Origin of the sequence: Novosphingobium sp. (genome assembly GCF_040398825.1) — a bacterium.
In the GTDB taxonomy this organism is placed as follows: Bacteria; Pseudomonadota; Alphaproteobacteria; order Sphingomonadales; family Sphingomonadaceae; genus Novosphingobium.
Genome location: NZ_JBBATI010000005.1, coordinates 20547 through 45145, shown reverse-complemented (window position 1 = coordinate 45145; position 24599 = coordinate 20547). Strand labels below are relative to the sequence as shown.

Annotated in this window: 20 protein-coding genes; 10 read left to right on the top strand and 10 right to left on the bottom strand. The window is 64.4% G+C overall.

What is annotated here, in order from left to right:
* Window positions 1-2 precede the first annotated feature (2 nt).
* The 3 genes from ABWP89_RS04365 to ABWP89_RS04355 all read right to left on the bottom strand — a co-directional run bounded on the left by ABWP89_RS04365 (window position 3) and on the right by ABWP89_RS04355 (window position 4408).
* Entirely contained in the window at window positions 3-1076 is a 1074-nt protein-coding gene (locus ABWP89_RS04365; protein WP_353227500.1) for a glycosyltransferase family 2 protein, read from the bottom strand.
* The gene (locus ABWP89_RS04360) at window positions 1073-3607 is read right to left on the bottom strand and encodes a DegT/DnrJ/EryC1/StrS family aminotransferase (protein WP_353227498.1); all 2535 of its coding nucleotides are present in this window, start codon (window positions 3605-3607) and stop codon (window positions 1073-1075) included. Before ABWP89_RS04360 ends, ABWP89_RS04365 begins: the two co-directional genes overlap by 4 nt.
* 168 nt (window positions 3608-3775) lie before the next feature.
* Window positions 3776-4408 carry an SOS response-associated peptidase gene (locus ABWP89_RS04355; RefSeq protein WP_353227625.1) on the bottom strand — a complete coding sequence of 211 codons (633 nt, stop codon included), beginning with the start codon at window positions 4406-4408 and terminating at the stop codon, window positions 3776-3778.
* A gap of 391 nt (window positions 4409-4799) precedes the next feature.
* Between ABWP89_RS04355 and ABWP89_RS04350 the strand changes: the two genes are divergently transcribed.
* The 3 genes from ABWP89_RS04350 (at window position 4800) to ABWP89_RS04340 (ending at window position 7293) form a co-directional block, all read left to right on the top strand.
* Window positions 4800-6305: a caspase family protein gene (locus tag ABWP89_RS04350; RefSeq protein WP_353227497.1), complete on the top strand. Its 1506-nt coding sequence runs from the start codon at window positions 4800-4802 to the stop codon at window positions 6303-6305.
* On the top strand, window positions 6298-6882 hold the full coding sequence (locus ABWP89_RS04345) for a hypothetical protein (protein WP_353227495.1): 585 nt from the start codon (window positions 6298-6300) through the stop codon (window positions 6880-6882). The genes ABWP89_RS04350 and ABWP89_RS04345 overlap by 8 nt, the downstream gene beginning before the upstream one ends.
* Window positions 6883-6957: 75 nt before the next feature.
* The gene (locus ABWP89_RS04340) at window positions 6958-7293 is read left to right on the top strand and encodes a hypothetical protein (protein ID WP_353227494.1); all 336 of its coding nucleotides are present in this window, start codon (window positions 6958-6960) and stop codon (window positions 7291-7293) included.
* Between the two features lie 73 nt (window positions 7294-7366).
* Here the strand turns inward: ABWP89_RS04340 and ABWP89_RS04335 are convergent, their stop codons facing one another.
* The gene (locus ABWP89_RS04335; RefSeq protein ID WP_353227493.1) at window positions 7367-8845 is read right to left on the bottom strand and encodes an NAD-dependent succinate-semialdehyde dehydrogenase; all 1479 of its coding nucleotides are present in this window, start codon (window positions 8843-8845) and stop codon (window positions 7367-7369) included.
* Between the two features lie 248 nt (window positions 8846-9093).
* Here ABWP89_RS04335 and aptA point away from each other — a divergent pair, with 248 nt between their 5' ends.
* Window positions 9094-10455, top strand: coding sequence for an omega-aminotransferase AptA (gene aptA, locus ABWP89_RS04330; protein WP_353227491.1), 1362 nt, complete (start codon window positions 9094-9096; stop codon window positions 10453-10455).
* On the opposite strand, the gene ABWP89_RS04325 is transcribed toward aptA, so the two are convergent.
* Window positions 10456-11448 carry a LysR substrate-binding domain-containing protein gene (locus ABWP89_RS04325; protein ID WP_353227489.1) on the bottom strand — a complete coding sequence of 331 codons (993 nt, stop codon included), beginning with the start codon at window positions 11446-11448 and terminating at the stop codon, window positions 10456-10458. It lies immediately after the preceding gene.
* Window positions 11449-11557: 109 nt separating this feature from the next.
* On the opposite strand from ABWP89_RS04325, the gene ABWP89_RS04320 reads away from it, so the two are divergent.
* Entirely contained in the window at window positions 11558-13471 is a 1914-nt protein-coding gene (locus ABWP89_RS04320; protein ID WP_353227488.1) for an NAD(P)-binding protein, read from the top strand.
* Between the two features lie 328 nt (window positions 13472-13799).
* Here the strand turns inward: ABWP89_RS04320 and ABWP89_RS04315 are convergent, their stop codons facing one another.
* Both ABWP89_RS04315 and ABWP89_RS04310 read right to left on the bottom strand, forming a co-directional pair.
* A complete protein-coding gene (locus tag ABWP89_RS04315) occupies window positions 13800-14156 on the bottom strand; it encodes a c-type cytochrome (RefSeq protein WP_353227486.1) in 357 nt (118 codons plus the stop codon).
* A 22-nt stretch (window positions 14157-14178) separates the two neighbouring features.
* A complete protein-coding gene (locus ABWP89_RS04310) occupies window positions 14179-15549 on the bottom strand; it encodes a glutamine synthetase family protein (protein ID WP_353227485.1) in 1371 nt (456 codons plus the stop codon).
* A gap of 186 nt (window positions 15550-15735) precedes the next feature.
* On the opposite strand from ABWP89_RS04310, the gene ABWP89_RS04305 reads away from it, so the two are divergent.
* The 3 genes from ABWP89_RS04305 to ABWP89_RS04295 are packed head-to-tail and all read left to right on the top strand — an operon-like array spanning window position 15736 to window position 18541.
* Window positions 15736-16608 carry an ABC transporter permease gene (locus ABWP89_RS04305; protein ID WP_353227484.1) on the top strand — a complete coding sequence of 291 codons (873 nt, stop codon included), beginning with the start codon at window positions 15736-15738 and terminating at the stop codon, window positions 16606-16608.
* Window positions 16608-17459 carry an ABC transporter permease gene (locus tag ABWP89_RS04300; RefSeq protein ID WP_353227482.1) on the top strand — a complete coding sequence of 284 codons (852 nt, stop codon included), beginning with the start codon at window positions 16608-16610 and terminating at the stop codon, window positions 17457-17459. Before ABWP89_RS04305 ends, ABWP89_RS04300 begins: the two co-directional genes overlap by 1 nt.
* A complete protein-coding gene (locus ABWP89_RS04295) occupies window positions 17459-18541 on the top strand; it encodes an ABC transporter ATP-binding protein (RefSeq protein ID WP_353227480.1) in 1083 nt (360 codons plus the stop codon). Before ABWP89_RS04300 ends, ABWP89_RS04295 begins: the two co-directional genes overlap by 1 nt.
* 6 nt (window positions 18542-18547) lie before the next feature.
* Here ABWP89_RS04295 and ABWP89_RS04290 read toward each other — a convergent pair whose 3' ends face one another.
* Window positions 18548-19597, bottom strand: coding sequence for a YncE family protein (locus tag ABWP89_RS04290; protein ID WP_353227478.1), 1050 nt, complete (start codon window positions 19595-19597; stop codon window positions 18548-18550).
* A 158-nt stretch (window positions 19598-19755) separates the two neighbouring features.
* Between ABWP89_RS04290 and ABWP89_RS04285 the strand changes: the two genes are divergently transcribed.
* Window positions 19756-20325 carry an HD domain-containing protein gene (locus tag ABWP89_RS04285; protein ID WP_353227477.1) on the top strand — a complete coding sequence of 190 codons (570 nt, stop codon included), beginning with the start codon at window positions 19756-19758 and terminating at the stop codon, window positions 20323-20325.
* Between the two features lie 18 nt (window positions 20326-20343).
* On the opposite strand, the gene ABWP89_RS04280 is transcribed toward ABWP89_RS04285, so the two are convergent.
* A complete protein-coding gene (locus ABWP89_RS04280) occupies window positions 20344-20853 on the bottom strand; it encodes a hypothetical protein (protein WP_353227476.1) in 510 nt (169 codons plus the stop codon).
* Between the two features lie 77 nt (window positions 20854-20930).
* A complete protein-coding gene (locus tag ABWP89_RS04275) occupies window positions 20931-22211 on the bottom strand; it encodes an MFS transporter (protein WP_353227474.1) in 1281 nt (426 codons plus the stop codon).
* A 173-nt stretch (window positions 22212-22384) separates the two neighbouring features.
* Here ABWP89_RS04275 and ABWP89_RS04270 point away from each other — a divergent pair, with 173 nt between their 5' ends.
* The gene (locus tag ABWP89_RS04270) at window positions 22385-24598 is read left to right on the top strand and encodes a TonB-dependent receptor (protein ID WP_353227473.1); all 2214 of its coding nucleotides are present in this window, start codon (window positions 22385-22387) and stop codon (window positions 24596-24598) included.
* Window position 24599 lies beyond the last annotated feature (1 nt).

Sequence of the window (24599 nt, the reverse complement as noted above, 5' to 3'; positions counted from 1 at the left end):
CATCACTGCGCCGATGCCCGCCACCGCAACCGCAGCGCGCGCCAGGCGCCAATTGCGGCGGAACTGGCCGCGCGCGCCGGCGCCGGATGGTGCGGGCGCAACCCTGCCGGGCAGGCCGCCGCCGCCGCATCCAGCGTCAGCGCACCCGCGCGCACGCTGGCATCGGCCATGCGCCACCACAGCCGGGCATATTCATCCATGATCAGCGCGCAGTCGGCCGCGCTGACACTGCGTGTGGCCATGAACCGGTCGTGCAACGTGCCCAGCACCTGGTTAAGCCGCAACAGCGTGGGCTGATCGGGCACCGGCACCCCGGCGGTGAAATGGATCAGCACCAGCCGTGCCGCGTCGTGCGCCGCCGGCCCGAACAGGGCGCCGTGTGCCTCGACCAGCACGGCGGTCGCACTGTCCTCCATCATCCGGGTATAGCGCTGCGACGCGCCACCGGGGTGGATGCGATAGGTTACCAGCGGCTGATCGATGCGCGCCAGCGTGCCGTGCGCGGCAAGGCGGTGATACAAATCGAAATCTTCGGCATAGCGGCGGTCGGTGCGTTCAAACACGTCAAGGCTGCGCGCCGCTTCGGCGCGCAGCATCACCGATGACCACACCAGCGGATTGCCCAATTGCAACCGCCAGTCGATCAGTGCGGGGGCGGTGTGCAGCGGCGCGCGCGGGGGGCGCACGGTGCCGGCCTCGATCAGGTCAACCGCGCTGGCCACCAGCACCGTGTCGGGATGGGTCTCAAGATAGGCCAGCTGCGTTGCAAACCGGTGCGGGTGGCACAGGTCATCCTGGTCCAGCCCGACAATGTAACGGCCGCGCGCCTGGGCAAACGCCAGGTTGCGCGCCACCACCGGCCCGCCGTTGACGGGCGCCGCAATCACCACCAGCCGCGGATCGGCCATCGCGCGCAGCCGTTGCAGCGTGTCGTCGGTCGATGCATCGTCGCACACGATCACTTCAAAATCGGCGCAAGTCTGGGCCAGCACGCTGGCAATGGTATCCTCGATCAGCCCCGCACCATTGTACGCGGCCATCACCACGCTGATGGCAGGGGCCGTGTGGGTGGTCATGCCGCCGCCTGTCGCCCCGGCGGCGCGGCATCCACTGCCGCCTCATCCACTAACGCGGCGCCGCTGATCTGGTCGACAATCATCTGCCCGACCGCGTTCTGCCACAACCACAGCCCGTTGGCATTGCCGCGAAAGCTGGCTTCGCCACCCAATGGCCCCCACGGCACAAACCCGGCGGCCAGCCCGATGCCGAACGCGCCATCCACCACCCCGCCGGCGGCGTCGCGCACGCGGCAATGGCGATCGACCATCGGCCCCGGTTTTGCCGCGTTGCAGGCCAGCGCGATCGGCGCGCCGGCAGCATCGAACAGCGGCAGCGCGTGCGGGCGGTATCCCGTCGCGCTGATCACCAGATCGGCCCGTGCCAGGCACGCGCGCGTGGCGGCGTGGTCATGCTGGTCCAGCCGGAACAGCGCCAGCCGCGGATCGGGCTCCCGCCCGCCAATCGCCAGCGCGCGCATCACCAGATCGCGCGATTCCAGCCGGAACCCGGCCAGGCGATAGACAAACCCGCTGACCGGGCAGATGTCATCATCGGTAAAATCGGTAAAGCCATCGGCCAGCGCCGCCGCACGCGACGGATAGAACGGGCGCAACGGGCGGCGGTGCAGCAGCGTGATCGCCCCTGCCCCCAATGGCAGCGCGGGCGATGCCTTTAGCAAGTGGACGACCGTGGCCATGGCGCTGGTCGATCCGCCGATGACCGCAATGCGCGGCGCGCGCACGTCAGCCAGTCGTGCCTGCACAGAATCCATCCCGCCGCTGCGCATCACCGCGTCGGCGGTAATCAGCCGGTCCCCCGCGAGATCACCCAGCGTCGCGCCGGCAATCGCCGCCTGCCGCACGGTTTCGGCACACATATGCCCGCCAGTGGCGATTACGATATGGCGCGACAGCAGATCGCGTTGTGATCCATCACTGGCAACCACCGTGGTCGCCCACAGGCCATCGGCGGTTTGCCGTGCCGACAGCGTTTCGTGGCCGCGCAGCACGGTGCCGCCGTGTTCGCCCACGATCGCGCCCAGCCGTTCGCCGGTAACCGCCAGCAATTCACCCGCTTCGATCAGCGGGGCGCCGGGCGCGCCGATATGCCGCGCCACGCCCAGCGCGGCGGGATGATCGACCAGCGCCGCCAGTTCTGCGGCGGGATTGTCGCGGATCGCGCTCAAAAAGGTTTCTGCCGTGGTATCCGACCGGATGGCATAGTTGCCCAGATTGCCCCGGCCCAGTGCGCGGTCACGCTCCACCATCACCAGCCCCGATCCGGCCAGCGCCGCCAGCGTGCCCTGCTTGGCCGCCGCGGTCAGCAGTGCGGTGCCGGCCGGGCCGCCACCGATGATCACTGCCGCATGCACGGTCTGGGCAGGCTTTGGCGTGGCAGCCGGGTTGCGCACAAGCGACTGACCGGCAACGGCCGCGCGCAGTTGCGCGGCGACATGACGGACATCTGCGTCGGTCATGGCATCGGTGATTGGCAGCGACAGGATGCGCGCGGTGACCGCATCGGCCACCGGGGTCGGTTCGATCAGCGCGGTGGCGCGAAAATACGGTTGCTGGCCCAGATGCGGGCTGAAATAATGCCCGGCGCCGATCCCGGCAGCGCCCAGCGCGGCGATCACGCCGGCGCGCTGCGAAGCAACCGCGGCGGGCAACAGCGCCGACCAGAACTGAAAACACTGCCGCCCGTCATCCACGGCCTGGCCCACAAATTCGGGCAGTTCGGCGCGGTAACACGCCGCCAGGTGCGCGCGGTGGCTGGCGATGCGGTCGATATCGGCCAGCTTGGCCCCCGCCAGCAGCCCGGCGACTTCGGACATCTTGGCATTCAGCCCCGGCATTTCGGCGCTGCGCGCATCGTCAAAACCGAAATTGGCCATGCGTCGCAACGCGGCGATCAGCGCCACGTCGCCGCTGTGCACCAGCCCGCCTTCGCCCGTGGCAAAGGTCTTGGTCGCATGCATGGAATAGACCACCGCCAGCCCCGCGCCTGCACCAAAATTCAGGCCATCGGCGGTTTGCGACCCCAACGACGCGGCGGCATCGACCACCACCGTGACATCGTGCCGCCGGGCCAGCCATTGGTAACGGTCAAGATCGATGCTGCGCCCGAACGTGGCATAGGGCACCAGCGCGGCGATCTGCCCACCGTGGCGGCGCAGCAGCGCCTCTTCAACCTGCGGGTCAGAAACCCAGGTTTCGGGATCGACATCGTGGATCAGCGGCACCAGCCCGGCCCACACTGCGGCCTGCGCAGTGGCGGCAAAGGTCAGCGCGGGCACCAGCGCATAATGCCCGCGACCGGCACGCGCACCGATGCCGTGGCGCAGCGCCAGCATCAGGCCGAGCGTGGCGTTCGACACCGCCAACGATGCGCCGCGCCCGCCAAACAGCCGATCCGTCGCGTCGCGTTCAAACGCGGTGACCACCGGGCCACCATTGCTGTAGATCGCGCGTTCCTCAATCCCGCGCAGGTCATCGCCCATCGTGCTCAGGCGCGGCGGGTTCGGCTGGATCAGGGGCAAAGGTCGCATCGGGGGATCACCGTCGGTTTGGATAGCAGGCGCAAGCTCTATCACGCCAACAGCCAAGGCCGCCGGGTGAACACGAACCCTTCAACACCCAAAACCGTTAGTATTTGGTGATTTTCGGGAAACAAACCGGTCGCTGTCCGGTTATGGCACAAACGACGTGCCAAGCGTTTACCCCGCCTCAAACAATCCCGGCTGGCGCACCGTCCCGCCGGCCCAGCGATCAGCGGTGCGATCCACCGCCAGTTCGCCGCCATAGGTCTGGCACAAGGCAAACGCGGCATCGGATTCGCCGTGCAGCCAGGTCGCCCAGGCCTCGCGCGCCACGATCACCGGCATGCGATCGTGGACATCGGCCATCTGCGGCGATGCCGCGACCATGACCATGGCATAGACATCGCCCCAGGTATCGCTGGGCCGCCACAGCCCGGCGACCGCGAACGGCGCATCGCCGGGCAGCGCATACCAGGTGCGCGTCATCGCCCGCGCTGTGCCTTCGGCCTCTGCCCAGGCGCTGACCGGGATCAGGCAGCGGCGAGTGGCAAAACTGGCGCGCCAGAACGCGCTGTGCAGCTTGTCTTCGCGCGCATTGGTGACCGATTTGGGCTTTAGCGGCTGACCCTGCCGGCCCTTCAGCACCAGCGGAAAGCCCCAGGTCATCGTGCGCGCAACCCCATCGGCCACCACCAGACCGGGATAGCCGGGATAGACCTCATCCCCGCGATTGCCGTCGATGCCGGCCACGACATCAAACAGCTGCGCAATGACCGCGGGGCCAGCGTGAAGGCGATAGAGATTGCACATCCTGAGTGACAGTATGCCATATCCTCGCCGGAAATCGAGCGAGCGTAGCTTGTTCATGTGAACACCAGGCCCATTGCTATCCGTGCTGACCAGGATGGTCGGAAACGCGCCTTTTCATTCAACAAAATCGCCATGCATTCCGTGCAAAGCGCAAGGCTGCCCACCCGTAACAGCCCAACAACAACCCATAAGGGCGGGGCTATTCCTGGCATCACAGGGTAGCCCGTAACGGCGAATGCACGCAACGACGCCTTACACAGTTGGCTGACTGGTTTGCGGTGCCACATTTTTCGAAACAGACTATACTTATACACCGGTTGTGTATGCCAATGTCGTTCGGTTGACTTTGACGCGCGGTGAACGTTAAGCATATCGCGCAGTGTTACGAATCGTGGAACAGACAGAAATGTGGGGGCGATTTTTCCGGGCACTTTGGGTGTGGTTCTGGTTGTTTGTGCTGACAGAGATCAGCATTTACCCGGCATTGGCCGATGCCTCACCGCAAGCCAGTCGTCACGCGCTGATCATTGCAAATTCCAATTATGATAACGTCACATGGTCACGATTGCCCAACACTTTGAACGACGCGAAACTTGTGAAAGCAGCTTTGTCTTCATCAGGTTTTGGAGATGTGGAACTTGATGTTGATTTGCCAGCAGTCGGAATGCGACGCGTCGTTCAGCGCTTTTACGAAAAGGCAAAACTTTCGAGCAATAATGAGATTTACCTCATTTATTACGCCGGTCACGGAATCCAGATAAATGGCGTGAATTACCTAGTGCCGATTGGCGCGGGCGACCCCAGAAATTTGGGAAAGACAATAACCGAAGAGGTGGAACGCACACTCGCCCGGGATATGGTTGTCGCCAACGATCTGCTGTTTGACCGTCCACAAATCGCCACGGATGAGCCTAACCCAACCGGGGGTGAGCGCGGCCTTGAACGATCCCGGGTTCTTCGCATCGCCAATATCATCGTGCTGGATGCGTGCCGCGAAAATCCATTTCAGCGATCACGCGGCTCTGTTACCCGCGGTCTTGCGGAAATTCAGGGTGGCCGCAACAGCCTGATTGCGTTTTCCGCTGCGGCTGGCGCCGTTGCCGATGACGGCCCCCCGTCCGAATCATCGCCCTATGCCAAAGTATTCGCGCACAATGTGCAGCAAAGCGGAATTCCCCTTGAGCTTCTGTTCAGCGCGATCAAATACGATTTGCTGGCTGCCACGCATGGCTCACAACGCGCGGAATATCGAAACAATCTGGATGAGCAGTACTGCTTGAGCACGTGCAAGGAAACTGCGTTACTGACACCTGCAAGATCACGAATTGCCCCTGCGCAAGTGAATTGTCGATTTTGCCTTCATATGATTCCCGTGGATACGCCTACCGGAAAATTCTGGGCGTCAGCCAATCCGATATCCATAGGCTTGTGGAAAAAATGTGTCGAAAATTTGCGATGCAATGCGATCAAATCTGATCTGGATTCGTATTCCGACAATGCACCTGCGATTTTTGTAAGCTGGAAAGATTCCATGACATTTGTTGAATGGCTGACTGATTCAACAGGCCACGAATACCTGCTTCCGACCAGCGCCCAATGGGATCGGCTTCACACCAAAGAGGAGCCACCACATTCCTACTCGCACAAAGATTTGGTGGGCGGCATGGCGCTGCCGGGCGATGGCGAACATATCGCAGCATTGGGTCTGATCGCGGAATGGACATCGACTTGCGACGGCTCTTCAGAAAACCAGGTATGCAATTCTTACGTTGTACGAGGAAAATCCTGGAGAAATGATCCAGGCGCGGCAGCTGATCGCGATGTATTTCCATTGAATGCAAAAGGTGATGCGATAGGCTTCAGAGTAATTACCGAAAAGGAACCCGCGAATGAATAAATACCTGCCGAAGCACCAACTATGCGCAGCCGTCGCCATGTTTCCACTGTTTTTGTGCGGGCTGAATGAAGCGAGAGCCGATGACATCGATTCTATCGCAACGTGGATGTGCAAAAATCTGAACGCCAAATTCAATCCGGTAGCAACGATACAACAATTCCCACTTGAGAAAATGCCTGAACCAATAGTCAAGCGCAAGGTGAGCGAAAAAATGACCAGCTTTGATTTGTCTGCAAAAGGTGATCGATACTCGGTAGAATATCACTATCAGTACTCTAACGAAAACGTATCAGAACACTATGGTTTTAATCTGAAAGTTTATGACCAAGGTGCGGATTCGAGCATTGATCGCGAAAAAGTTGCCAAGAGATGGCTGCGCCGATTTGGAAAAGTACAGCCAGGCGTTATCGGCTATTCGGTAGGGTCATCCAAAAAGATGCTGTATGGCGGTGAATCCGTGGCAAACTTTGGCGCGTGGACGAGCGGTTGGCCAACCTATTTGGCCGATTGGTTCAATGCCAAAGACATCAATGACTTTCATGACCTTTGCAAGGGCGCAGGCCTGGCGAACGAATGATCGGGCTGAGCCGCAAGAGGCCACGATGACTGCGGCCGGGTTGTTCAAGCCCGCCTTGCAGTGTAGTGCCGCATCATGGCCAAAATTGATCGAATGGAACGGCTCGATGCCCGCCGCATCGATATGGAGGCGGAATATACCGCCGCGCTGATCGAAGCGCTAAAGGTGACCGCAGCGGGCAAATGGGGCCTGTTCGACCACAAGCCCGACCGCGTTGCGAGGCTGGCGATCGCGCCGGTAATCGACCAACTGACTGACCTTGGCGATGCGATCGACGCCGCGCGCGCGCAACTGGATATGGAACCATTCGCGCTGCAACAGGAATTCCTGGCCGCGCGCGGCCCGGTCAGCCCGCAGGCGGTGGGCGAACCGAAACAGGCGCAGGCATGGCTGGCGCGGCTAACCGCCTAGCAGCAACCTCCCCTTTTTTCATCGCCCCGGGCTTGACCCGGGGCGACGATAAATCACGGATGCGCCCGCCCCGTCAGATCGCGATGCAGGCCAGTTTGATCTCCAGGTAGTCGTCCAGCCCCAGGTGCGATCCTTCGCGGCCCAGGCCGGATTCCTTGACCCCGCCAAACGGTGCGGCCTCAGTCGAAATCAGCCCGGTGTTGATGCCGACCATGCCGTATTCCAGCGATTCCATCAGCCGCCACTGGCGCGGCGCGCTGGCGGTATAGACATATGAGGCAAGGCCCGCGCGGGTGTCATTGGCCAGCCGCACGGCCTCCGCCTCGTCATGAAAGCGGATCAGGCCGGCCAGCGGCCCAAAGGTTTCTTCGCGCGCCAGCAACGCATCGGGCGCGACATCGACCAGCACGGTCGGCTGATAGAACCGGTCACCCGCCGGGTGCGGCGCGCCGCCGGTCAGCACGCGTGCGCCATGCGCCACGGCATCGGCCACGTGCGCGGCAATCTTCACCACCGCGCGGCCATCGATCAGCGGGCCCTGTTCGGTCGGACCGTCCAGCCCCGGCCCGACGCGATAGGTGGCCACCCGCGCCGCCAGTTTTTGCGCAAACGCGTCATAGACCGCATCGTGCACATAGATGCGGTTGGCGCAGACGCAGGTCTGCCCGGTGTTGCGGAATTTCGACACCAGCGCGCCTTCGACCGCGGCATCGACATCGGCGTCGTCAAACACGATGAACGGCGCGTTGCCGCCCAGTTCCAGGCTGACGCGTTTGACCGTGCCGGCGCATTGCGCTGCCAGCAGTTTGCCCACCGGGGTGGACCCGGTAAAGGTGAACTTGGACACGCGCGGATCGCCCGTCAGCACGCCGCCGATCGCCTTGGCATCGCCGGTTACCACGCTGAACACGCCGGCGGGCACGCCCGCCTCCGCCGCCAGCACCGCCAGCGCCAGCGCGGAAAATGGCGTCAGTTCCGACGGTTTGACCACGAACGTGCAGCCCACCGCCAGCGCCGGACCGGCCTTGCGCGTGATCATCGCCAGCGGGAAATTCCACGGCGTGATCGCGCCCACCACGCCCACCGGCTGGCGCGTGACCACCAGGCGGCGGTCGGCCATATGCGGGGTCAGCACTTCGCCGCGCACGCGCCGCGCCTCTTCGGCAAACCATTCGAGAAACGCGGCGGCATAGGCCACTTCGCCCTTGGCCTCGGCCAGCGGTTTGCCCTGTTCGGCGGTCATGATCAGCGCCAGATCATCGGCATGGGCATGCATCAGTTCGGACCAGCGGCGCAGGATCACCCCGCGTTCCTTGCCCGTCTTTGCGCGCCAGCCGGCAAAGGCGGCGTGGGCGGCGGTCACCGCGGCATCCGCCTCGGCCGCGCCCAGATCGGGCACATGGCCGATGACCGCACCGGTTGCCGGGTTATCCACCGCGATCGTGCGGGTGCCGGTCGCCCAGGTGCCACCGACAAACGCCGCTTCGCGCCACAGATCGGCACGGGCCAGTTCGGGGCGGGAGGGCTTTGTTACGCCAGCAATCGCATTCATGCGTCAACCTTTCGGGTCATCGGAATCGGCGTGGGGTCTCTACCATCGCCGCGCTTGCGTCAATATTCGCGCGGATTGCGCAAACAGATGTATGGAGTTTAGCGCGCGGCGGTTCGCCCCGACAGGGGCAACCCGCTCCATGGGTGGTGCATGGGATGCACCATCTGCGGGATCAATTGCCTCTTTCGCCGCGCGCGTTCCCGCTGCATGATCACATCAGAACGCCACGCCCCACGAAAGATCCCGACATGGCCACCATCGCCAAACTCGCCATTCGCTCATCCGACGAACTGATCGCCGCCGCCGGCGATGTCGACATGGCGCATTTCTGGATGCCGTTTACCAACAACCGCCATTTCAAGGCCAATCCGCGCATGTTCGCATCTGCGCGCGACATGCATTATGTCACCACCGATGGACAACGGCTGCTGGATGGCACCGCCGGGCTGTGGTGTGTGAACGCCGGGCATGGCCGCGCGCCGATCGCGGCGGCGATTGCAGAGGCGGCACAGACGCTCGATTTCGCGCCGACCTTTCAGCTGGCGCATCCGCTGGCGTTTCAGGCCGCCAGCGCGGTGGCCCGGCTGATGCCGGAAGGGCTGGACCGCGTATTTTTCACCAATTCCGGGTCGGAAAGCGCCGATACTGCGCTGAAAATCGCGCTCGCCTATCATCTGGCGCGCGGCGAAGGCACGCGGTTCCGGCTGATCGGGCGCCAGCGCGGCTATCACGGCACCAATTTCGGCGGGATGTCGGTCGGCGGGATCGGCGGCAACCGCCGCCGCCATGTCAGCCAGGTGTGGGGGGTCGATCATCTGGCCCATACCCATGGCGATGCCGTGCGGTTTCAGCGCGGGCAGCAGCCGTCGAACGGCAATCTGGCCGACGAGCTGGAAGAACTGGTGGCGCTGCACGGCCCCGAAACGATCGCGGCGGTGATTGTTGAACCGGTGGCCGGGTCAACCGGGGTGCTGGTGCCGCCGCAGGGCTATTTGCAGCGGTTGCGTGACATCACCCACAAATACGGCATCCTGCTGATCTTTGACGAGGTCATCACCGGGTTTGGCCGGCTGGGCACCGCCACCGCGGCGGAATATTTTGGCGTGACGCCCGATCTGATCACCATGGCCAAGGGCCTCACCAATGGCGCGGTGCCGATGGGCGCGGTCGCCGCCAGCCGTCACGTGCACGATACGGTGATCAACCAGTCGCCGGCGGGCATCGAATTCTTTCACGGCTATACCTATTCGGGCCATCCGCTGGCGGCAGCGGCGGCGATCGCCACGCTGAAGCTGTACCAGGATGAGGGCACTTTTGCCCATACCGCCAGCCTGGCGCAGACCTGGGAAGACGCGGCGCATGCCTTGCGCGATTGCCCCAATGTGATCGACGTGCGCAATCTGGGGCTGGTCGCCGGGATCGAACTGGCCCCGCGCGCCGGCGCGCCAGGTGCGCGCGCGATGGAGGTGTTTCACCGCGCGTTCGACGCCGGTCTGCTGGTCCGCGTGACCGGCGACATCATCGCGCTGTCGCCGCCGCTGATCATTTCCGCCGCGCAGATCCATGAACTGTTTGCCCTGCTGGGCGAAGTCCTGCGCCAGACCGCCTGATCAGCCGGCTGCGCGTGCGCGCAGAAACGTGCGCAACCTGGCAATGCCCGCGCTGGACCAACGGTCGGCGCGCGCCACGAACCAGTAACTGCCAATGGTGACCGGGCGCGTGCCCGGCACCACGAGTTCGACCAGCGCACCGCTGGCCAGATCGGCCCCGACCAGATAGCGGTTGGCCAGCGCCAGCCCGCGCCCCTGCCGCGCCGCCGCGATGGCCAGATGCGCGTGCCACAACAGCGGCCCGGACAGCGTGCCGGCATCGACCGTAACGCCGTTCGCGGCCAACCACGCGCGCCACTGTTCGTGATGTTCCTCGTGCAGCAACGGCGCCTGACACAAGTCGGCAGCGCCATGCAGCGCCAGTGTCGCGGCCAGCGCCGGGCTGGCGACGATCATCATTGGCGGGCGTGCCAATTCCAGCGCCTGCAGCCCCGGCCCGCCCGGGCGCGGTGGCCAGTCATCGCCGTAAAAGCGGATATCGGCATCGGCGTCGAACTGCGCGAGATTGGCGCACTGATCGGTCGGGCGCAGTTCGACCGCAAAGCCGGGATCGCTGCGTTCAAAATCGGCCAGTTGATCCGACAGCCATTGCGTGGATAGCCCGGGCACCGCCCAAATCCGCACGCCGGTTTCGCCGGCGCTGGCCATGGCATCGCGCGTGGCCGCCACCAGATCGTGCACCGCCGCCGAAATCCGCGCATGATACGCCCGCCCCGCCTCGGTCAGCGTGAGCCGACCACCACTGCGATCGACCAGCGGCACACCCAACCATTGTTCCAGCGCGCGCACATGCCGGCTGACCACGGTGTGATCGACCCCCAGCAATTGGCCGGCCCGGCGAATGCCGCCGACGCGCCCCGCCACCTCAAACGCGCGCAGCGCCGCAAACGGTGGCAGCGCGCGGTGTTCGGGCACAGTGCTGTCGGTGCTGGCGCTGACCGATGCGGCAAATCTGGCGTTGGCGGAGGCGGGTTTCGGGTTGGTTTTGGGCATCGCATGATCAGCATACACCGGGTCACCGCGATGCGCCAAACCGGCGCAGCAAAGTTGTGGCCAAACGCGGCGGCAATGATAGGTTTGGTCATCCTGACGGAGAGCCCCGATGACCGACCACCAGCCCCATGACGATGGCGTGACCCGCCGCGATTTTGTGCAAGGCGCCGCCGCCGGTTCGGCCGCAGCGGCGCTGGTGGGCGCGCTGGCCGGGCTGCCCGCCGCCGCGGCCAACGCTGAAACCGCCGCCAGCACCCCCGACGCCGCCTATCCGCCACTGCGCACCGGCCTGCGCGGGTCGCACCCCGGATCGTTTGAAATGGCACATGCCTTGCGCGACGGGCAGGCGATCGGCCAGGCCATGGCCGGGGCGCCTGCGGAAAGCTATGACCTGGTGGTGGTCGGTGGCGGGATCAGCGGGCTGTCGGCCGCGCTGTTTTACCGCGACCGCAACCCCGACGCGAAAATCCTGATCCTGGAAAACCACGACGATTTTGGCGGCCATGCCAAACGCAACGAATTCCACCTGCGCGGCCACACGCTGATCATGAACGGCGGCACGCTGGGAATCGACAGCCCCTATCCTTACAGCCCGGTGGCCGATGGCGTGTTGCGCCGGGTGGGCATCGATGTGCCACGGCTGGCCGCGCAATACGATGACCAGCGCGGTGCGGTGTTCAAACGGCTGAACATGGGCCAGGCCATGTTTCTGGATGCCGAAACCTTTGGCCGCGACAGCCTTCATCCGGTGCCACGCGGCACCCCGCTGGCCACGGCACTGGCCGGGGGAGCCCTGTCGCCGCGCGCGCTGGCGCAGATCGACGCGCTCGATCAGGGGCGGTTTGATCCGCTGGGCGCCATGCCGGTTGCCGACCGCAAGGATTACCTGAGCCGCATCAGCTATCGCGATTATCTGATGAAGCACGGCCGGCTGGGGCCCGACGCAGTCAAATTGTACCAGAACCGACCGCTGGGCTGGTGGTGCGTCGGCGCCGATGCGATCACCGCACTCGATGCCTGGGGCGCACGGTTGCCGGGGTTTGCCGCGGCGCAATTGCCGCCAGGCGGGACCATGGCGATGGGCTTTACCCCGCGCGGGTTTGCCCAGACCGGGGGCAGTTATGCGTTCCATTTTCCCGATGGCAATGCGACCATCGCGCGGCTGCTGGTGGCCAGTCTGGTGCCCGGCTTTGCCAGGGACGACCTGACGGCAGAGGAATCGATCCTGGCCAAGGTGGATTATGCCGCGCTGGACCGCGAGGCGAATTCGGTGCGGATACGCCTGTCGAGCACCGTCCTGCGCGCGGCCAACCGTGCGGGCGCCGGCGCCGACGTGGTCTATACCCGCGACGGCGCGGTGGCCAAAGTGGCGGCGCGGCATGTGGTCATGGCCTGCTGGAACATGATCATCCCCTATCTGGTGCCCGACCTGCCCGCGCCACAACAGGCCGCGCTGCACGAACTGGTGAAGGAACCGCTGGTCTATGTCAGCGTGGCGCTCAACAACTGGCGCGCGTTTGCCAAGGCCGGGATATCATCGATCCAGTGCCCCGGCGGGTTCTATACCGGCGCATCGCTCGACCGCACTGCGCCGATCGGCGGGCTGGAAGTCGCGCAATCCCCCGATGATCCGATTGTGCTGCACGCCACGCACGTGCCGCACCAGCCGGGCCTGCCCGAACACGACCAGTCGCGCGCCGGGCGGCTGGCGCTACAGAGCACCGATTTTGCGACATTTGAAAAACAGCTGGTCGATCTGTTGACCCGCACGCTGGGCAAGCACGGCTTTGATGCAAAGGCCGATATTGCCGCAATCACTGTCAACCGCTGGCCGCATGGCTATGCTGCGGAATACAATGCGCTGTGGGATGCCCGCTGCGACAACCAGCCCGATGCTCCGCACCTAGTGGGGCGTGCACGGTTCGGCGCGATCACTATTGCCAATTCGGATTCAGGCCGCGCCGCCTATACCAGTTCGGCAATCGATCAGGCGTTCCGCGCGGTGAATGAGCTGTTTGTTTAGGACGGTTTACCACTGCATCATTCCTTGGGCCGCGTAGACAAGTTCGCCGCACGGTTGAAAGGCAGAGAGTGGAGGAAAGCGGACTCTCGGCAGCTCACTCCTCGTCATTCCTCCGAACGCAGGAATGACAATTGTAAGGCCGCAATTGAGGCGATTCCAGTAGCTTAAGCCCCTCCCCTCAGGGGAGGGGTTGGGGAAGGGTGTCCGACGCGGCGAATTGTCGCGCTTCACATCAGCCTTGGACACCCCCACCCAACCCTCCCCCTGAGGGGGAGGGCTTTCTTTTCAGGGCGTTGCGCTAAGCGTCAGGTTTTCCCGAGACGTGAAATCATTTCAGCGAAGCGAGATAGGCGATCACGTTTTCGCGCTGGGTGTCGTTGGTGACGGCGATCACCATGCGCGTGCCCGGGACCAGCTTTTGCGGGGCCTTCAGGAACGTGTTCAGCGTGGCCTTGTCCCAGGTCAGCTTTGAAGCCTTCAGCGCGCTGGAATAGGCAAAGCCGGTTGATGCGGCCTTGCGCCCGACCACGCCATAGAGGTTGGGCGCGGCCACGCCGACGGCGCCCGGCTTGGCGACATGGCAGGCCATGCATTGGCCAAACACCGCTTTGCCAGCGGCCACATCCTCGGCATGCGCGGCAACCGGGGCAACAAGGGCAAGCGCGGCAACAACAAACATTTTCATCACGGGTCTCCAGACCAAAAAGTTACAGCAAATTCAGATAGGTATCATATTCAAAACGGTCGATGTGCGACAGGAACGCGGCGCGGTCCTGGCGTTTGCAGGCCACCACCACATCGCGCAGTCGCACCCCAAAAATATCCGCCGCCACGTCCGATGCGGCAAAACGGTCGATCGCCGCGCCCCATTCGCGCGGCAGCGGTTCGCCCGCGCCCGGATCGCGCGGGTCTTGCGGCGGGGGCGGCATCACGCCGGCCTCGATACCCTGCAACATCGCCCCAAGCATGGCGCCCATGGCCAGATAGGCATTGGCATCGGCGCCCGAGATGCGGTGTTCGATCCGCGTTGCTTTCGCGCCGCCGCCAGCCTTGCTGCCATCGATCACGCGGATCGCGGCAGAGCGGTCATCGTGGCCCCACCCGGCCGAGACCGGGGCATGGCTGTCCGGACGGAACCGCCGGAACGAATTGGCATTGGGGGCAAAGGCAAGCATCGTTTCAGGCATGGCAGACACCAGCCCCGCGACCGCGTGGAACAAGGTCGGCGCGGGGGCACCACTGTCCCTATCGGCCAGCACATTAACGCCCGATGCATCGTTGACGCTGGCATGGATATGCAGCCCGCTGCCCGATGCCTCTCCATACGGTTTGGCCATGAATGTGGCGCCAAAGCCATGATGGGCCGCCAGCCCGCGCACGATCCGCCGCATCAGCATGGCATCATCGGCCATTGCCAGCGCATCGGCGCGGTGCAGAATGTTCAATTCAAACTGCCCCGGCCCCGCCTCACTGGTCACGCCGTCGGCGGGAATGCCGATGGCGTGGGCACAGCGCAGGATATCATCGATCAGCCGCTGGTGCGCCGCCATCGTGCTGATCGACAGCGTTTCGTTGCGCCGCCAGCTGGCCGCGCCCGACCCGTCGGGCGGCACCGGCAGGCCATTTTCCAGCCGGTAGAGATAAAATTCCAGCTCGACCGCCACCACCGGGGTCAGCCCGCGCGCGGCATAGCGCTGCAGGATCGTTTCCAGCCCGCCGCGCGGATCGGCCTCGGCCGGATTGCCGCGATTGTCGCGCATTTCCAGGAACGCCTGCGCCACGCGACCTTCGCGCCAGGGCACCAGGGCAAAGCGGCCGGCGATCGGCGTGCCGATGCCATCAGGGTCGCCGGTGCCGAACGCCAGGCCGGCCTCTGCCACATCGCAGCCCCAGGCATCCTGCGCATAGACCGACAGCGGCATCGGCAGGCCCTTGGCCGCCACCGCCAATGCCTTGTCGCGCGTCAGCCACTTGCCCTTGACCGCGCCGGCGACGTCGAACACGAATGCCTCCACCCCGTCGATATCAGGGTGCGCGGCCAGAAATGCCGCCAGCGATGCTTGTTCGTCGTGGGCCATGACGGGTGTCCATATGCCATCACCGCGCGGCCTGTCCAGCCGCGCACCGCCGCCTTTGTCATGGTTTTGCGGCTGGAGTGCGGCCACAAAAGGCGCGTACCGCCGATTGACCACCCGCCCCCCCGATTCTAGGTGTCACCGCATGAAAACAACGGACCACTTTGCGGCAAAGGGCCCGGCGCGCGCATGACCGGGCGGGCCAGCGGAATCACCGGCGGCAGCCGCGCAGCGTTCTGGGCGGTGTTGGCCGCGCCGGCGCTGTGGATGGTGCTGTTCTTTGTGGTGCCGCTGGCGGTGATCTGGGGGTACAGTTTCGGGCATACCCAGGGGCTGACACAGGTGGTGGTGACCGGCACCCTGGCCAATTACGCCCGCGTGTTCGACCCGGTCTATCTGATGATTTTCGGCAAATCGCTGGTCTATGCCGCGCTGACCACGGCGATCTGCCTGATCATCGGGTTTCCTTATGCGCTGGTGATCACTTTTGCCGGGCCGCGCGCAAAGATCGCGCTGCTGCTGGCGATCATGCTGCCGTTCTGGACCAACCTGCTGGTGCGGACCTATGCGCTGATGGCGGTGATGCGCACAGAAGGATGGATCAACGACGGGTTTGCGATGGTCGGGCTGGGTCCGTTCGAAATGTTGCACACCAATTTCGCGGTGATTGTCGGGCTGGTATATGTGCATTTGCCGTTCATCGTGTTGCCGCTGTTTTCGACGCTCGACCGGCTGGATCGGTCGCTGATAGAGGCCAGCCTGGATCTGGGCGCAGGGCATCTGCGCACGATGTTTCAGGTGGTGATCCCGGTGGTCTGGCCAGGGATCGTATCAGCGGTGCTGTTGTGCTTCATCCCCGCGCTGGGGTCATACCTGACGCCCGATCTGCTGGGCGGGCCCGACAGCCAGATGATCGCCAGCGTGATCGAGCGCCAGTTCAAACGCGCCAATGACTGGCCATTTGGCGCCGCATTGTCGTTCATGCTGATGTACCTGACGCTGGCGGCGATGGCGTGGCGCGCGCTGGCCGAACGCCGCAGCACTGCGCGGGCAGCGGCGTGATGGCAGCGGGACGCAAACATCGCGAAGTCGCCCCGCTCGATTATGCCGGACGCTGGTCACTGCGGGCCTGGGTCGCAGGCGTGGTGGTGTTCCTCTATCTGCCGCTGGCCAGCCTGGTACTGTTCAGTTTCAACGATTCGCGCCGCACCATCCGCTGGGAAGGGTTCACCACCGACTGGTATGGCCGGCTGGCCCATGACGATGCGCTGATCAGCGCGTTTGCCAATTCGCTGACCATCGCGGCGGTTTCGACGCTGGTCAGCGTGGTGCTGGGGGCGATGGCCGCGATCGCGCTGTGGCGGTACCGCTTCATCGGCAAAGGCGTGTTCGATGGCATGGTGACATTGCCGATCGTGGTGCCGGAAATCTGCATGGGGGTGGCCATGCTGGTGTTTTTCGGCACGATCATGCCGTGGCCGCGCGACCTGGTGTGGCCGTTCGATCTGGGCGCGATCATCATCGCGCACATCACCTTCAGCTTTCCGTTTGTGACCGTGGTGGTGCGTGCGCGGCTGGCATCGTTCAACCGTGAAATGGAAGAGGCGGCGCGCGATCTGGGCGCCAGCGAATTGCGCGCGTTTTTCGATGTGCTGTTGCCGCATGTGCGCCCGGCGCTGGTATCGGGCGCGCTGCTGGCGTTTACGCTCAGCCTCGATGATTTCGTCATCACCTTTTTCACCGCCGGGCCGAACACGGTGACCTTTCCGGTCAAGATCTATTCGATGGTGCGGTTTTCGGTCACGCCAGAGGTCAACGCCGCGTCCACCGTGTTGATGGCGATTACCGTGCTGCTGACGCTGATTGGAATGAAATTGCAGGGAAAAGACATCGCCAATACGGAACCCCGCTGATGTTGATCCAATGTGAAAACGTTACCAAGCGCTTTGGCAGCTTTACCGCGGTCGATGATGTCAGCCTGGAAATTGCTGCGGGCGAATTCTTTTCGCTGCTGGGGCCATCGGGCTGTGGCAAGACCACGCTGCTGCGCATGCTGGCCGGGCTGGAAACGCCCAGTTCTGGCCGCATCGTGATCGACGGAGTGGATATGGCGGGCGTCCCGCCCAACCGCCGCCCGGTCAACATGGTGTTCCAGTCCTATGCGGTATTCCCGCATATGACAGTGGCCGACAATGTCGCCTATGGCCTGAAGATCGACCGCGTACCGGCGCCGGAGCGTGAGGCGCGCGTGGCCGAGGCGCTGGCGCTGGTCAAACTGGCCGACTTTGCCCGCCGCCGTCCTGATCAGCTGTCGGGCGGGCAGCGGCAGCGGGTGGCGCTGGCGCGCGCGCTGGTCAAACGGCCCAAAGTGTTGCTGCTGGACGAACCGCTGTCGGCGCTCGATGCCAAGCTGCGCGATGCCATGCGTGGTGAACTGGCCGCGATCCAGCGCGAGGTTGGCGTGACTTTCGTGATGGTGACGCATGATCAGGATGAGGCGCTGGCGCTGGCCAGCCGGTGCGCGCTGATGATCAATGGCACGCTGCAACAAGTGGCCAGCCCGGGTGACTTGTACGAATTTCCCGCCAACCGGTTCGTCGCCGACTTTATTGGAACCATCAACCTGTTCGAAGGCACGTTGGCCGGTAGTCTGTTCACCAGCCCCGCGCTCGATACGCCGATCCGGCTGGAACCGGGCGCAACCGGCACCATCGCGGGCCCGGTATGGGTGGGCATCCGCCCTGAAAAGATTGCGATGACCCAGGCCAAGCAGCCGGGCACGGTTGACAGTTTGCAAGCCAATGGGGCGCACGGCACGATTGTTACCAGCGCCTATCTGGGCGCGGTCACGCTGTACGATGTGCAGGCCGGCAATGGCACGATGTTCAAGGTATCATCTGCCAATGCCGAACGCAGCGCCAGCCAGGCTCTGCCCGCCGGCACCCCGGTGTGGCTGCACTGGTCACCTTCGGCGCCGATGGTCCTGCCCGGCTAGGCCGCGTCAGTTCACCGGTTTGGGCGCGACCACCAGCACCACAAACGAGCCTGGCGCCGGGCGCGGCCGGTCGGTGCCGTTGGCGGCGGGAACCATGGTGGCGGTGGGCAGATAGAGGATACCGGTGCGCGGATCGACCGCGCCGGTGCGTGCGCCTTTTTGCGTGGGTATCGTGGCGACCACGCGCAGGTGTGCCGGATCGGCAATGGAAATGGCCGACAGTGTACCGGCCTGGCCGCTGGGCACGAACGCCAGCCCGCGCGGCCCATCGACGATCACCGCATCGGGCCCGGCCCCCACCGCCAAAGTCTGCACCAGTTTGCCACTGGCGGTATCGACCACCGTGACCACCCCGTTTGAACAGGCCGACAGCACGCGCGTGGCGCCGCCGATCAGCGCCAGCCCGGTAGGGCCATCGCACCCATCAAGCGCCACGGTGCGCACCAGCGTGCCGGCCTTCAGATCGATTTCCGCCAGCGCGTTGGCCTCTTCCAGATTGACCCAGGCGTGGCCGTGGCCATCGCCCTCACCGGCTTCCAACCCGCCGGGCACCGCGATCGCGCGCACCAGCGCATGGGTTTTGGGATCGATCAGCGCCACGCTGTTGCTGCCCGGGTTCATCACCACCACCAGCCCGGTGGCATGATCGACAAATGCCGCATCGGGCTTTTTGCCGGTGGCGACCTCGGCCAGGGTCTTGCCGCTGTCGGCATCGATGAACCGCGTCAGGCCGGATGTGCCGTCGGTTTCCAGCAAGGTGCGGCCCTGGTCGATCGGCAGCGCAGCATGCGCGCGGGTGGCCGGGGCAAAGTGGTCGGTAACTTTGCCGCTGGCCAGATCGACCGCCATCACCGCATCCGTCCGTGCAACGTACAGCCGCCCGCGCACCGGATCGACCGCGGCATAATCCCACCCGCCATCGGCGCCGGGGATGCGCGCGACCACCGCATAGACCGGCGCGCCAGAGACAGGAGCAGCAGGGGCAGTGTCGGCCATGACCGGGGCAGCCAGTGTTATAGCAATGGCGGAACACAGCAATTTCAGGGCGATGCGCATGGGCCTATCCTTTTCACGAAACAGTCGTGCGCGTGGCCTATGCGGGAATGCACGCGCCGTCAAAGCATCCGAAGGGTATGTCAAATTTGCAATTTTCCATCGCGCCGGCGCAGCCTACGCGCTAATCCCTGTGCCCGTTCAGCCTCCGGAATGCCATCATGACCGACACCATCACCACCCCGATCACCGACCCGCGCTTTGCCGCGATTGCCGATCTGATCACCCGTTTTGGCGATGTGCATTATGGCGAAACGGTCAACCAGCTGGGCCATTGCCTGCAATGCGCGCAACTGGCAGTTGAGGCCGGCGAAGACGATGCGATGGTCACAACCGCGCTGTTGCACGACATCGGCCAGTTTATCGACGATGCCGGCAATGCGGCGGAACTGCGCGGGATCGATGCGCGCCACGAAGCGACCGGCGCCGATTATCTGGCGCGCTGGTTCGGGCCCGAAGTGACCGAGCCGGTGCGGTTGCATGTGGCGGCCAAACGCTATCTGTGCGCGGTGCAGCCCGGCTATGCCGATGCGCTGTCGGCGGCATCGCAATTAAGCCTGGCGCTGCAGGGCGGCACGATGGCGCCCGACGAGATCGCCGCGTTTCAGGCCAATCCATGGTTTGCGCCAGCGGTGCGCCTGCGCCAGTATGACGACATGGCCAAACGCGCCGATTGGCCGGTGCCCGATCTGGCCAGCCATCATGCCCGCGTCATCCGCGTGATGCGCTGAAGCGAAGGCAAACCGTGGTCAGGGCCAGGCCGGCACATCGAGCGGAGCCTTGCGATAGGGGATGCGATCCGACAGCAGATTGAACACATCGCCGTGCCGCTTTTCGATCACCACGCTTTCACCCAGCGTCTGTTCTGGCGGGACGCATTCGGTGCTTTCAAACTCGCCGGTGACCGCGTTGACCGATTTCAGATAATGGAAACAGGCCGTTGGCCGTCCATTGCGATCGCGCACGCCCCATATGCCGCGGATCACGCCGGTATTGCCGGGAAACCACATCCGGTCCTGACCATCGGCAGCGGTATATTCGACAAACACGCCATACCCTTTTTGAAAGATGATTTTGGTCACATCTGAAAGGTTTTCGCGCAAGGCATCGGCAATCTGCGCGCTGGACAGCGTTTTGAGGCGCTCCTTGGTGGCGCGTTGTTTCGCCCCTGCGGCGTCATGCAGGGCTTGCGTTTCCTGATCGGTCAAGGTCGCCGCCTGAACCGGTTGTAGCAGCACCAGACCAGCCGCAGTTGCCATGATCAAACGCCTCATATGTATCCCCCTTGCGATCGCGCCAGCCACCCGGGCCGCTTGTCCATACTGCACCCTGCGCCTCAGGCTGATGCAGCCATTTTGCCGGGCGCGGCGGCGATCGTGGCCAGCATCAGTCCCGCTGCCGCCACGCCCAGTACCCCGGCGATCACGAACGCCGGATCGTAGCGCCCAACGTGCTGCCGCACCAGCCCGGCGCCAAACGCCGCTGTGGCCGCGCCCAGCTGGTGCCCGACATTGATCCAGCCGAACACCACCGCGGCATCGCGCACCCCGAACGTGCGGATGGCCAGCGCCAGCGTCGGCGGCACGGTGGCGATCCAGTCCAGGCCAAAGAACACCGCGAACACCGCCAGGCTGGCCGTGCCGAAATCACACCACGGCAGCACGATCAGCGACACCCCGCGCAAGGCATAATAGGCCACCAGCAGGCGCCGCGGATCATAGCGGTCGGTAAGCCAGCCCGACGCCGTGGTGCCGATCAGGTCGAACAGGCCCATCGTCGACAACAAGCCGGCGGCGGCCACCGGGGCGATGCCATGGTCCCCGCAAAATGAAATCAGGTGCGTGCCGACCAGCCCGTTGGTGGTCAGCCCGCAGATGAAAAAGGTGCCGAACAACAGCCAGAACATCGGCACCTGGGCGGCCCGCGCCAAAGTGCCCAGCGCCAGCCCGATGGCGTCGCGCGCCCGCGCCCGTGGCGGCGGGGGCACGGCGGCATCGGCGCCTTCACCAAACCTCTGCACACCCGCATCGGCGGGATATTCGGGCACCAGCCAGTACACCAGCGGCACCAGCAGCAGGCAGGCCGTGCCAACCACCTGGACCACTGGCAACCACGCGCCGGCGCGCGTCAGCCACGCCAGCACGGGCAGGAAAATCAACGATCCGGTGGCGGTGCTGGCCGACAGCACGCCCATCGCCAGTCCCTGATTGCGTGCAAACCAGCGGGCAACGATCGCCGCACCCAAAACGCTGGCGACTGCGCCGCTGCCCAGCCCCGAAAACACCCCCCAGGTCAGCAGGTAATGCCAGCTTTGGCTCATTCCCTGGCTGGCCAGCGTGGCCAGCCCCATCACCACCAGCCCGCCCATCATCGTGCGGCGGATACCCAGCGACATCATCAGCGCGGCGGCAAACGGCCCGACCAGTCCGTACAGCAGGATGCCCAGCGCCGACGTGGTCGAAATGGTGGCGATCGGCCAGCCGAAATGCAGGTGCAGCGGGGTCATCATCACACTGGGTGCAGAACGCACCCCCGCGCTGACCAGCAACGCCACAAACGTCACCCCCAGCACGACTATCGCACGGTGCCGCAATACTGCCCGCGTGGCGTTCATCATACCGGTTTGCAACCCTTCCGTTTCGCGCATGCGCCCAGGCCCGCGCATTTTGGTCGCGCGATGCGGCAAACACAAGCCCGAACGCAATCCCGCAAAAGGCTATTGCAACGCATTCGCAATACGCCTAGTCCGCTAATGCGAATCTATCGCAATAAGAAATTGGATAGCCGTTCATGCCGAAAAACCAGTTTGCCTGCCTGTTTGCATCATCGCTGTTGGGCATGATCGGCGCCAGCCCGCCTGCCTGCGCAGACGACGATGCAGAACGGTCGGGCGCGATCGTCGTCACCGGCAAAGTGGCAGCGGCGCAAGTGTCGCTGGCCAAACTGCCGCCTGATCTGCACGACAGCCCGCAATCGATCACCGTGCTCGACAAAGCGCTGCTGCAATCGCAGGGCGCCACATCGCTGGCGGATGCGCTGCGCAATGTGCCGGGTATCACGCTGGGCGCTGCCGAAGGTGGCCAGATCGGCAACAACATCAACCTTAACGGTTTTACCGCGCGCACCGACATCTATCTGGATGGAATGCGCGACCGTGGCCAATATTATCGCGACACATTTGCGCTGGACAACGTTGAGGTGCTGATGGGGCCATCATCGATGCTGTTTGGCCGGGGATCGACCGGGGGTGTAATCAACCAGGTGTCAAACCGTCCGCGACTGAGCCCCCGCGCCGAAGCATCGGCATCGGTCAACAGCAACGGCATGACGCGGGCCACGGCGGGCGTGAACCAGCCGATCGCGGCTACCGTGGCGCTGCGCATCGATGCGATGGCGCAGGCAGGCGCGCCCGGCACGCGCCGTGCAACCGCTGTGCATGATTACGGCGTGGCGCCGGCGCTGGCGATCGGACTGGGGACACCCACGGTCATCACGCTGAACGGCCTGGTTCAGCACAACAATGACCGCCCCGATTATGGCGTGTCGCCGTTGAATGGCGCGCCGGTCGCGGTCGGCCGCAACACCGTGTTCGGCTATGCCGATGACCGCACCATCCAGAATGTCCGCGCCGCCAGCGTCGCGCTGCGGCACAACCTGTCTGACGCCGTGACCCTGCGCGACAAAGTGCAGTACAACGCGGTCGATACCGATGCGGTGGAAACCGCGGCAAACACCATCGGCAGCGTCGATGCGACGGGATTTCACGCGCTGGCCGCATCGGCGATGGTCACCCCGACCAGTGCGGCGCCGCTGAACACACTGTGGGTGCGGCTGCAAAGCCATGACCGCGTGATCCATGATACATCGCTGTTCAACCAGGCCGAACTTGCCGCCAAGTTCGCCACCGGCGCGCTGCGCCACGACCTGATCGCGGGGGTGGAGATCGGGCGGGACACCTATCGCAACCAGAATTTCTACCGCAACGGTACTTGCAATGGTGTGGCGCTCAATCCCGCGAACGGGCTGGCGGGCTATACCGGGTGCACCCGGTTGGTGAACCCCGACTATACCGCATCGCCCGCCAATGCGGTGTCGCGCATCGGCAATCTGGCAACCGGGCGCGCCGATACGCTGGCGGTCTATGCCAGTGACACCATGGCGATCGGCGCTCATGTCAAACTGGTCGGGGGGCTGCGTTATGATCGCTTTGCCGCGACCGTCGCCAATTCGATCAACGCTACCAACACCGCGGGCAATACCACGCTGGCATCGGCCAGCCAGACCGTCCATTTCCTGTCGGTGCGGACCGGGGCGATCTGGCAACCCGCCACCAACCAATCGTATTACGCATCATACAGCACATCGTTCAACCCGTCGCTGGAACAGCTGACGTCGACCACCGGAATAACCCAACCGCTGCCGCCCGAACGCAACCGTGCGTATGAAGCCGGCGGAAAATGGGACATCGCGCAGGGGCGCCTGGCGCTCAACGCCGCGCTGTTCCAGATTACCAAGACCAATGCCCGGTCGCAAAATGCCGACAGCACCTATAGTGCCGATGGCACCGTGCGCGTGCGCGGCGTGCGGCTGGGGGCATCGGGGCGCATCAACACCCGCTGGCAGGTCTATGCCGGGTACGCCCATCTCGATGCGCGGATTGTGCAGGGCATTGCGGTCAACACCGAAGGCAAAGTGCCGGTCAACACCCCGCGCGATGCGGCCACGCTGTGGACCACGCACAGCCTGGGCCGGGACTGGGAACTGGGCGGCGGCGCTACGTATCAATCGCGGCGCTTTGCCAACAACACCAATCTGGTCAGCGTGGGCAGCACTCTGCGCAGCGATGCAACGCTGGCGTGGCACCAGTCGCGGTTCGATGTGCGGCTGAATATTTTCAACGCGTTCAACGTCCACTATGCCGATGCGCTGATCCAGTCCGATGGCGGTCGCAGCGTGCCGGGCACCGGTCGCACCGCGCTGGTGTCGTTCAACGGGCGGTTCTGAC

Coding starts and splice junctions, on each gene's coding strand:
- ABWP89_RS04365 (WP_353227500.1), bottom strand. CDS start 1,076: ATGACCACCCACACGGCCCCTGCCATCAGCGTGGTGATGGCCGCGTAC.
- ABWP89_RS04360 (WP_353227498.1), bottom strand. CDS start 3,607: ATGCGACCTTTGCCCCTGATCCAGCCGAACCCGCCGCGCCTGAGCACG.
- ABWP89_RS04355 (WP_353227625.1), bottom strand. CDS start 4,408: ATGTGCAATCTCTATCGCCTTCACGCTGGCCCCGCGGTCATTGCGCAG.
- ABWP89_RS04345 (WP_353227495.1), top strand. CDS start 6,298: ATGAATAAATACCTGCCGAAGCACCAACTATGCGCAGCCGTCGCCATG.
- ABWP89_RS04340 (WP_353227494.1), top strand. CDS start 6,958: ATGGCCAAAATTGATCGAATGGAACGGCTCGATGCCCGCCGCATCGAT.
- ABWP89_RS04335 (WP_353227493.1), bottom strand. CDS start 8,845: ATGAATGCGATTGCTGGCGTAACAAAGCCCTCCCGCCCCGAACTGGCC.
- aptA (WP_353227491.1), top strand. CDS start 9,094: ATGGCCACCATCGCCAAACTCGCCATTCGCTCATCCGACGAACTGATC.
- ABWP89_RS04325 (WP_353227489.1), bottom strand. CDS start 11,448: ATGCCCAAAACCAACCCGAAACCCGCCTCCGCCAACGCCAGATTTGCC.
- ABWP89_RS04320 (WP_353227488.1), top strand. CDS start 11,558: ATGACCGACCACCAGCCCCATGACGATGGCGTGACCCGCCGCGATTTT.
- ABWP89_RS04315 (WP_353227486.1), bottom strand. CDS start 14,156: ATGAAAATGTTTGTTGTTGCCGCGCTTGCCCTTGTTGCCCCGGTTGCC.
- ABWP89_RS04310 (WP_353227485.1), bottom strand. CDS start 15,549: ATGGCCCACGACGAACAAGCATCGCTGGCGGCATTTCTGGCCGCGCAC.
- ABWP89_RS04305 (WP_353227484.1), top strand. CDS start 15,736: ATGACCGGGCGGGCCAGCGGAATCACCGGCGGCAGCCGCGCAGCGTTC.
- ABWP89_RS04300 (WP_353227482.1), top strand. CDS start 16,608: ATGGCAGCGGGACGCAAACATCGCGAAGTCGCCCCGCTCGATTATGCC.
- ABWP89_RS04295 (WP_353227480.1), top strand. CDS start 17,459: ATGTTGATCCAATGTGAAAACGTTACCAAGCGCTTTGGCAGCTTTACC.
- ABWP89_RS04290 (WP_353227478.1), bottom strand. CDS start 19,597: ATGCGCATCGCCCTGAAATTGCTGTGTTCCGCCATTGCTATAACACTG.
- ABWP89_RS04285 (WP_353227477.1), top strand. CDS start 19,756: ATGACCGACACCATCACCACCCCGATCACCGACCCGCGCTTTGCCGCG.
- ABWP89_RS04280 (WP_353227476.1), bottom strand. CDS start 20,853: ATGGCAACTGCGGCTGGTCTGGTGCTGCTACAACCGGTTCAGGCGGCG.
- ABWP89_RS04275 (WP_353227474.1), bottom strand. CDS start 22,211: ATGATGAACGCCACGCGGGCAGTATTGCGGCACCGTGCGATAGTCGTG.
- ABWP89_RS04270 (WP_353227473.1), top strand. CDS start 22,385: ATGCCGAAAAACCAGTTTGCCTGCCTGTTTGCATCATCGCTGTTGGGC.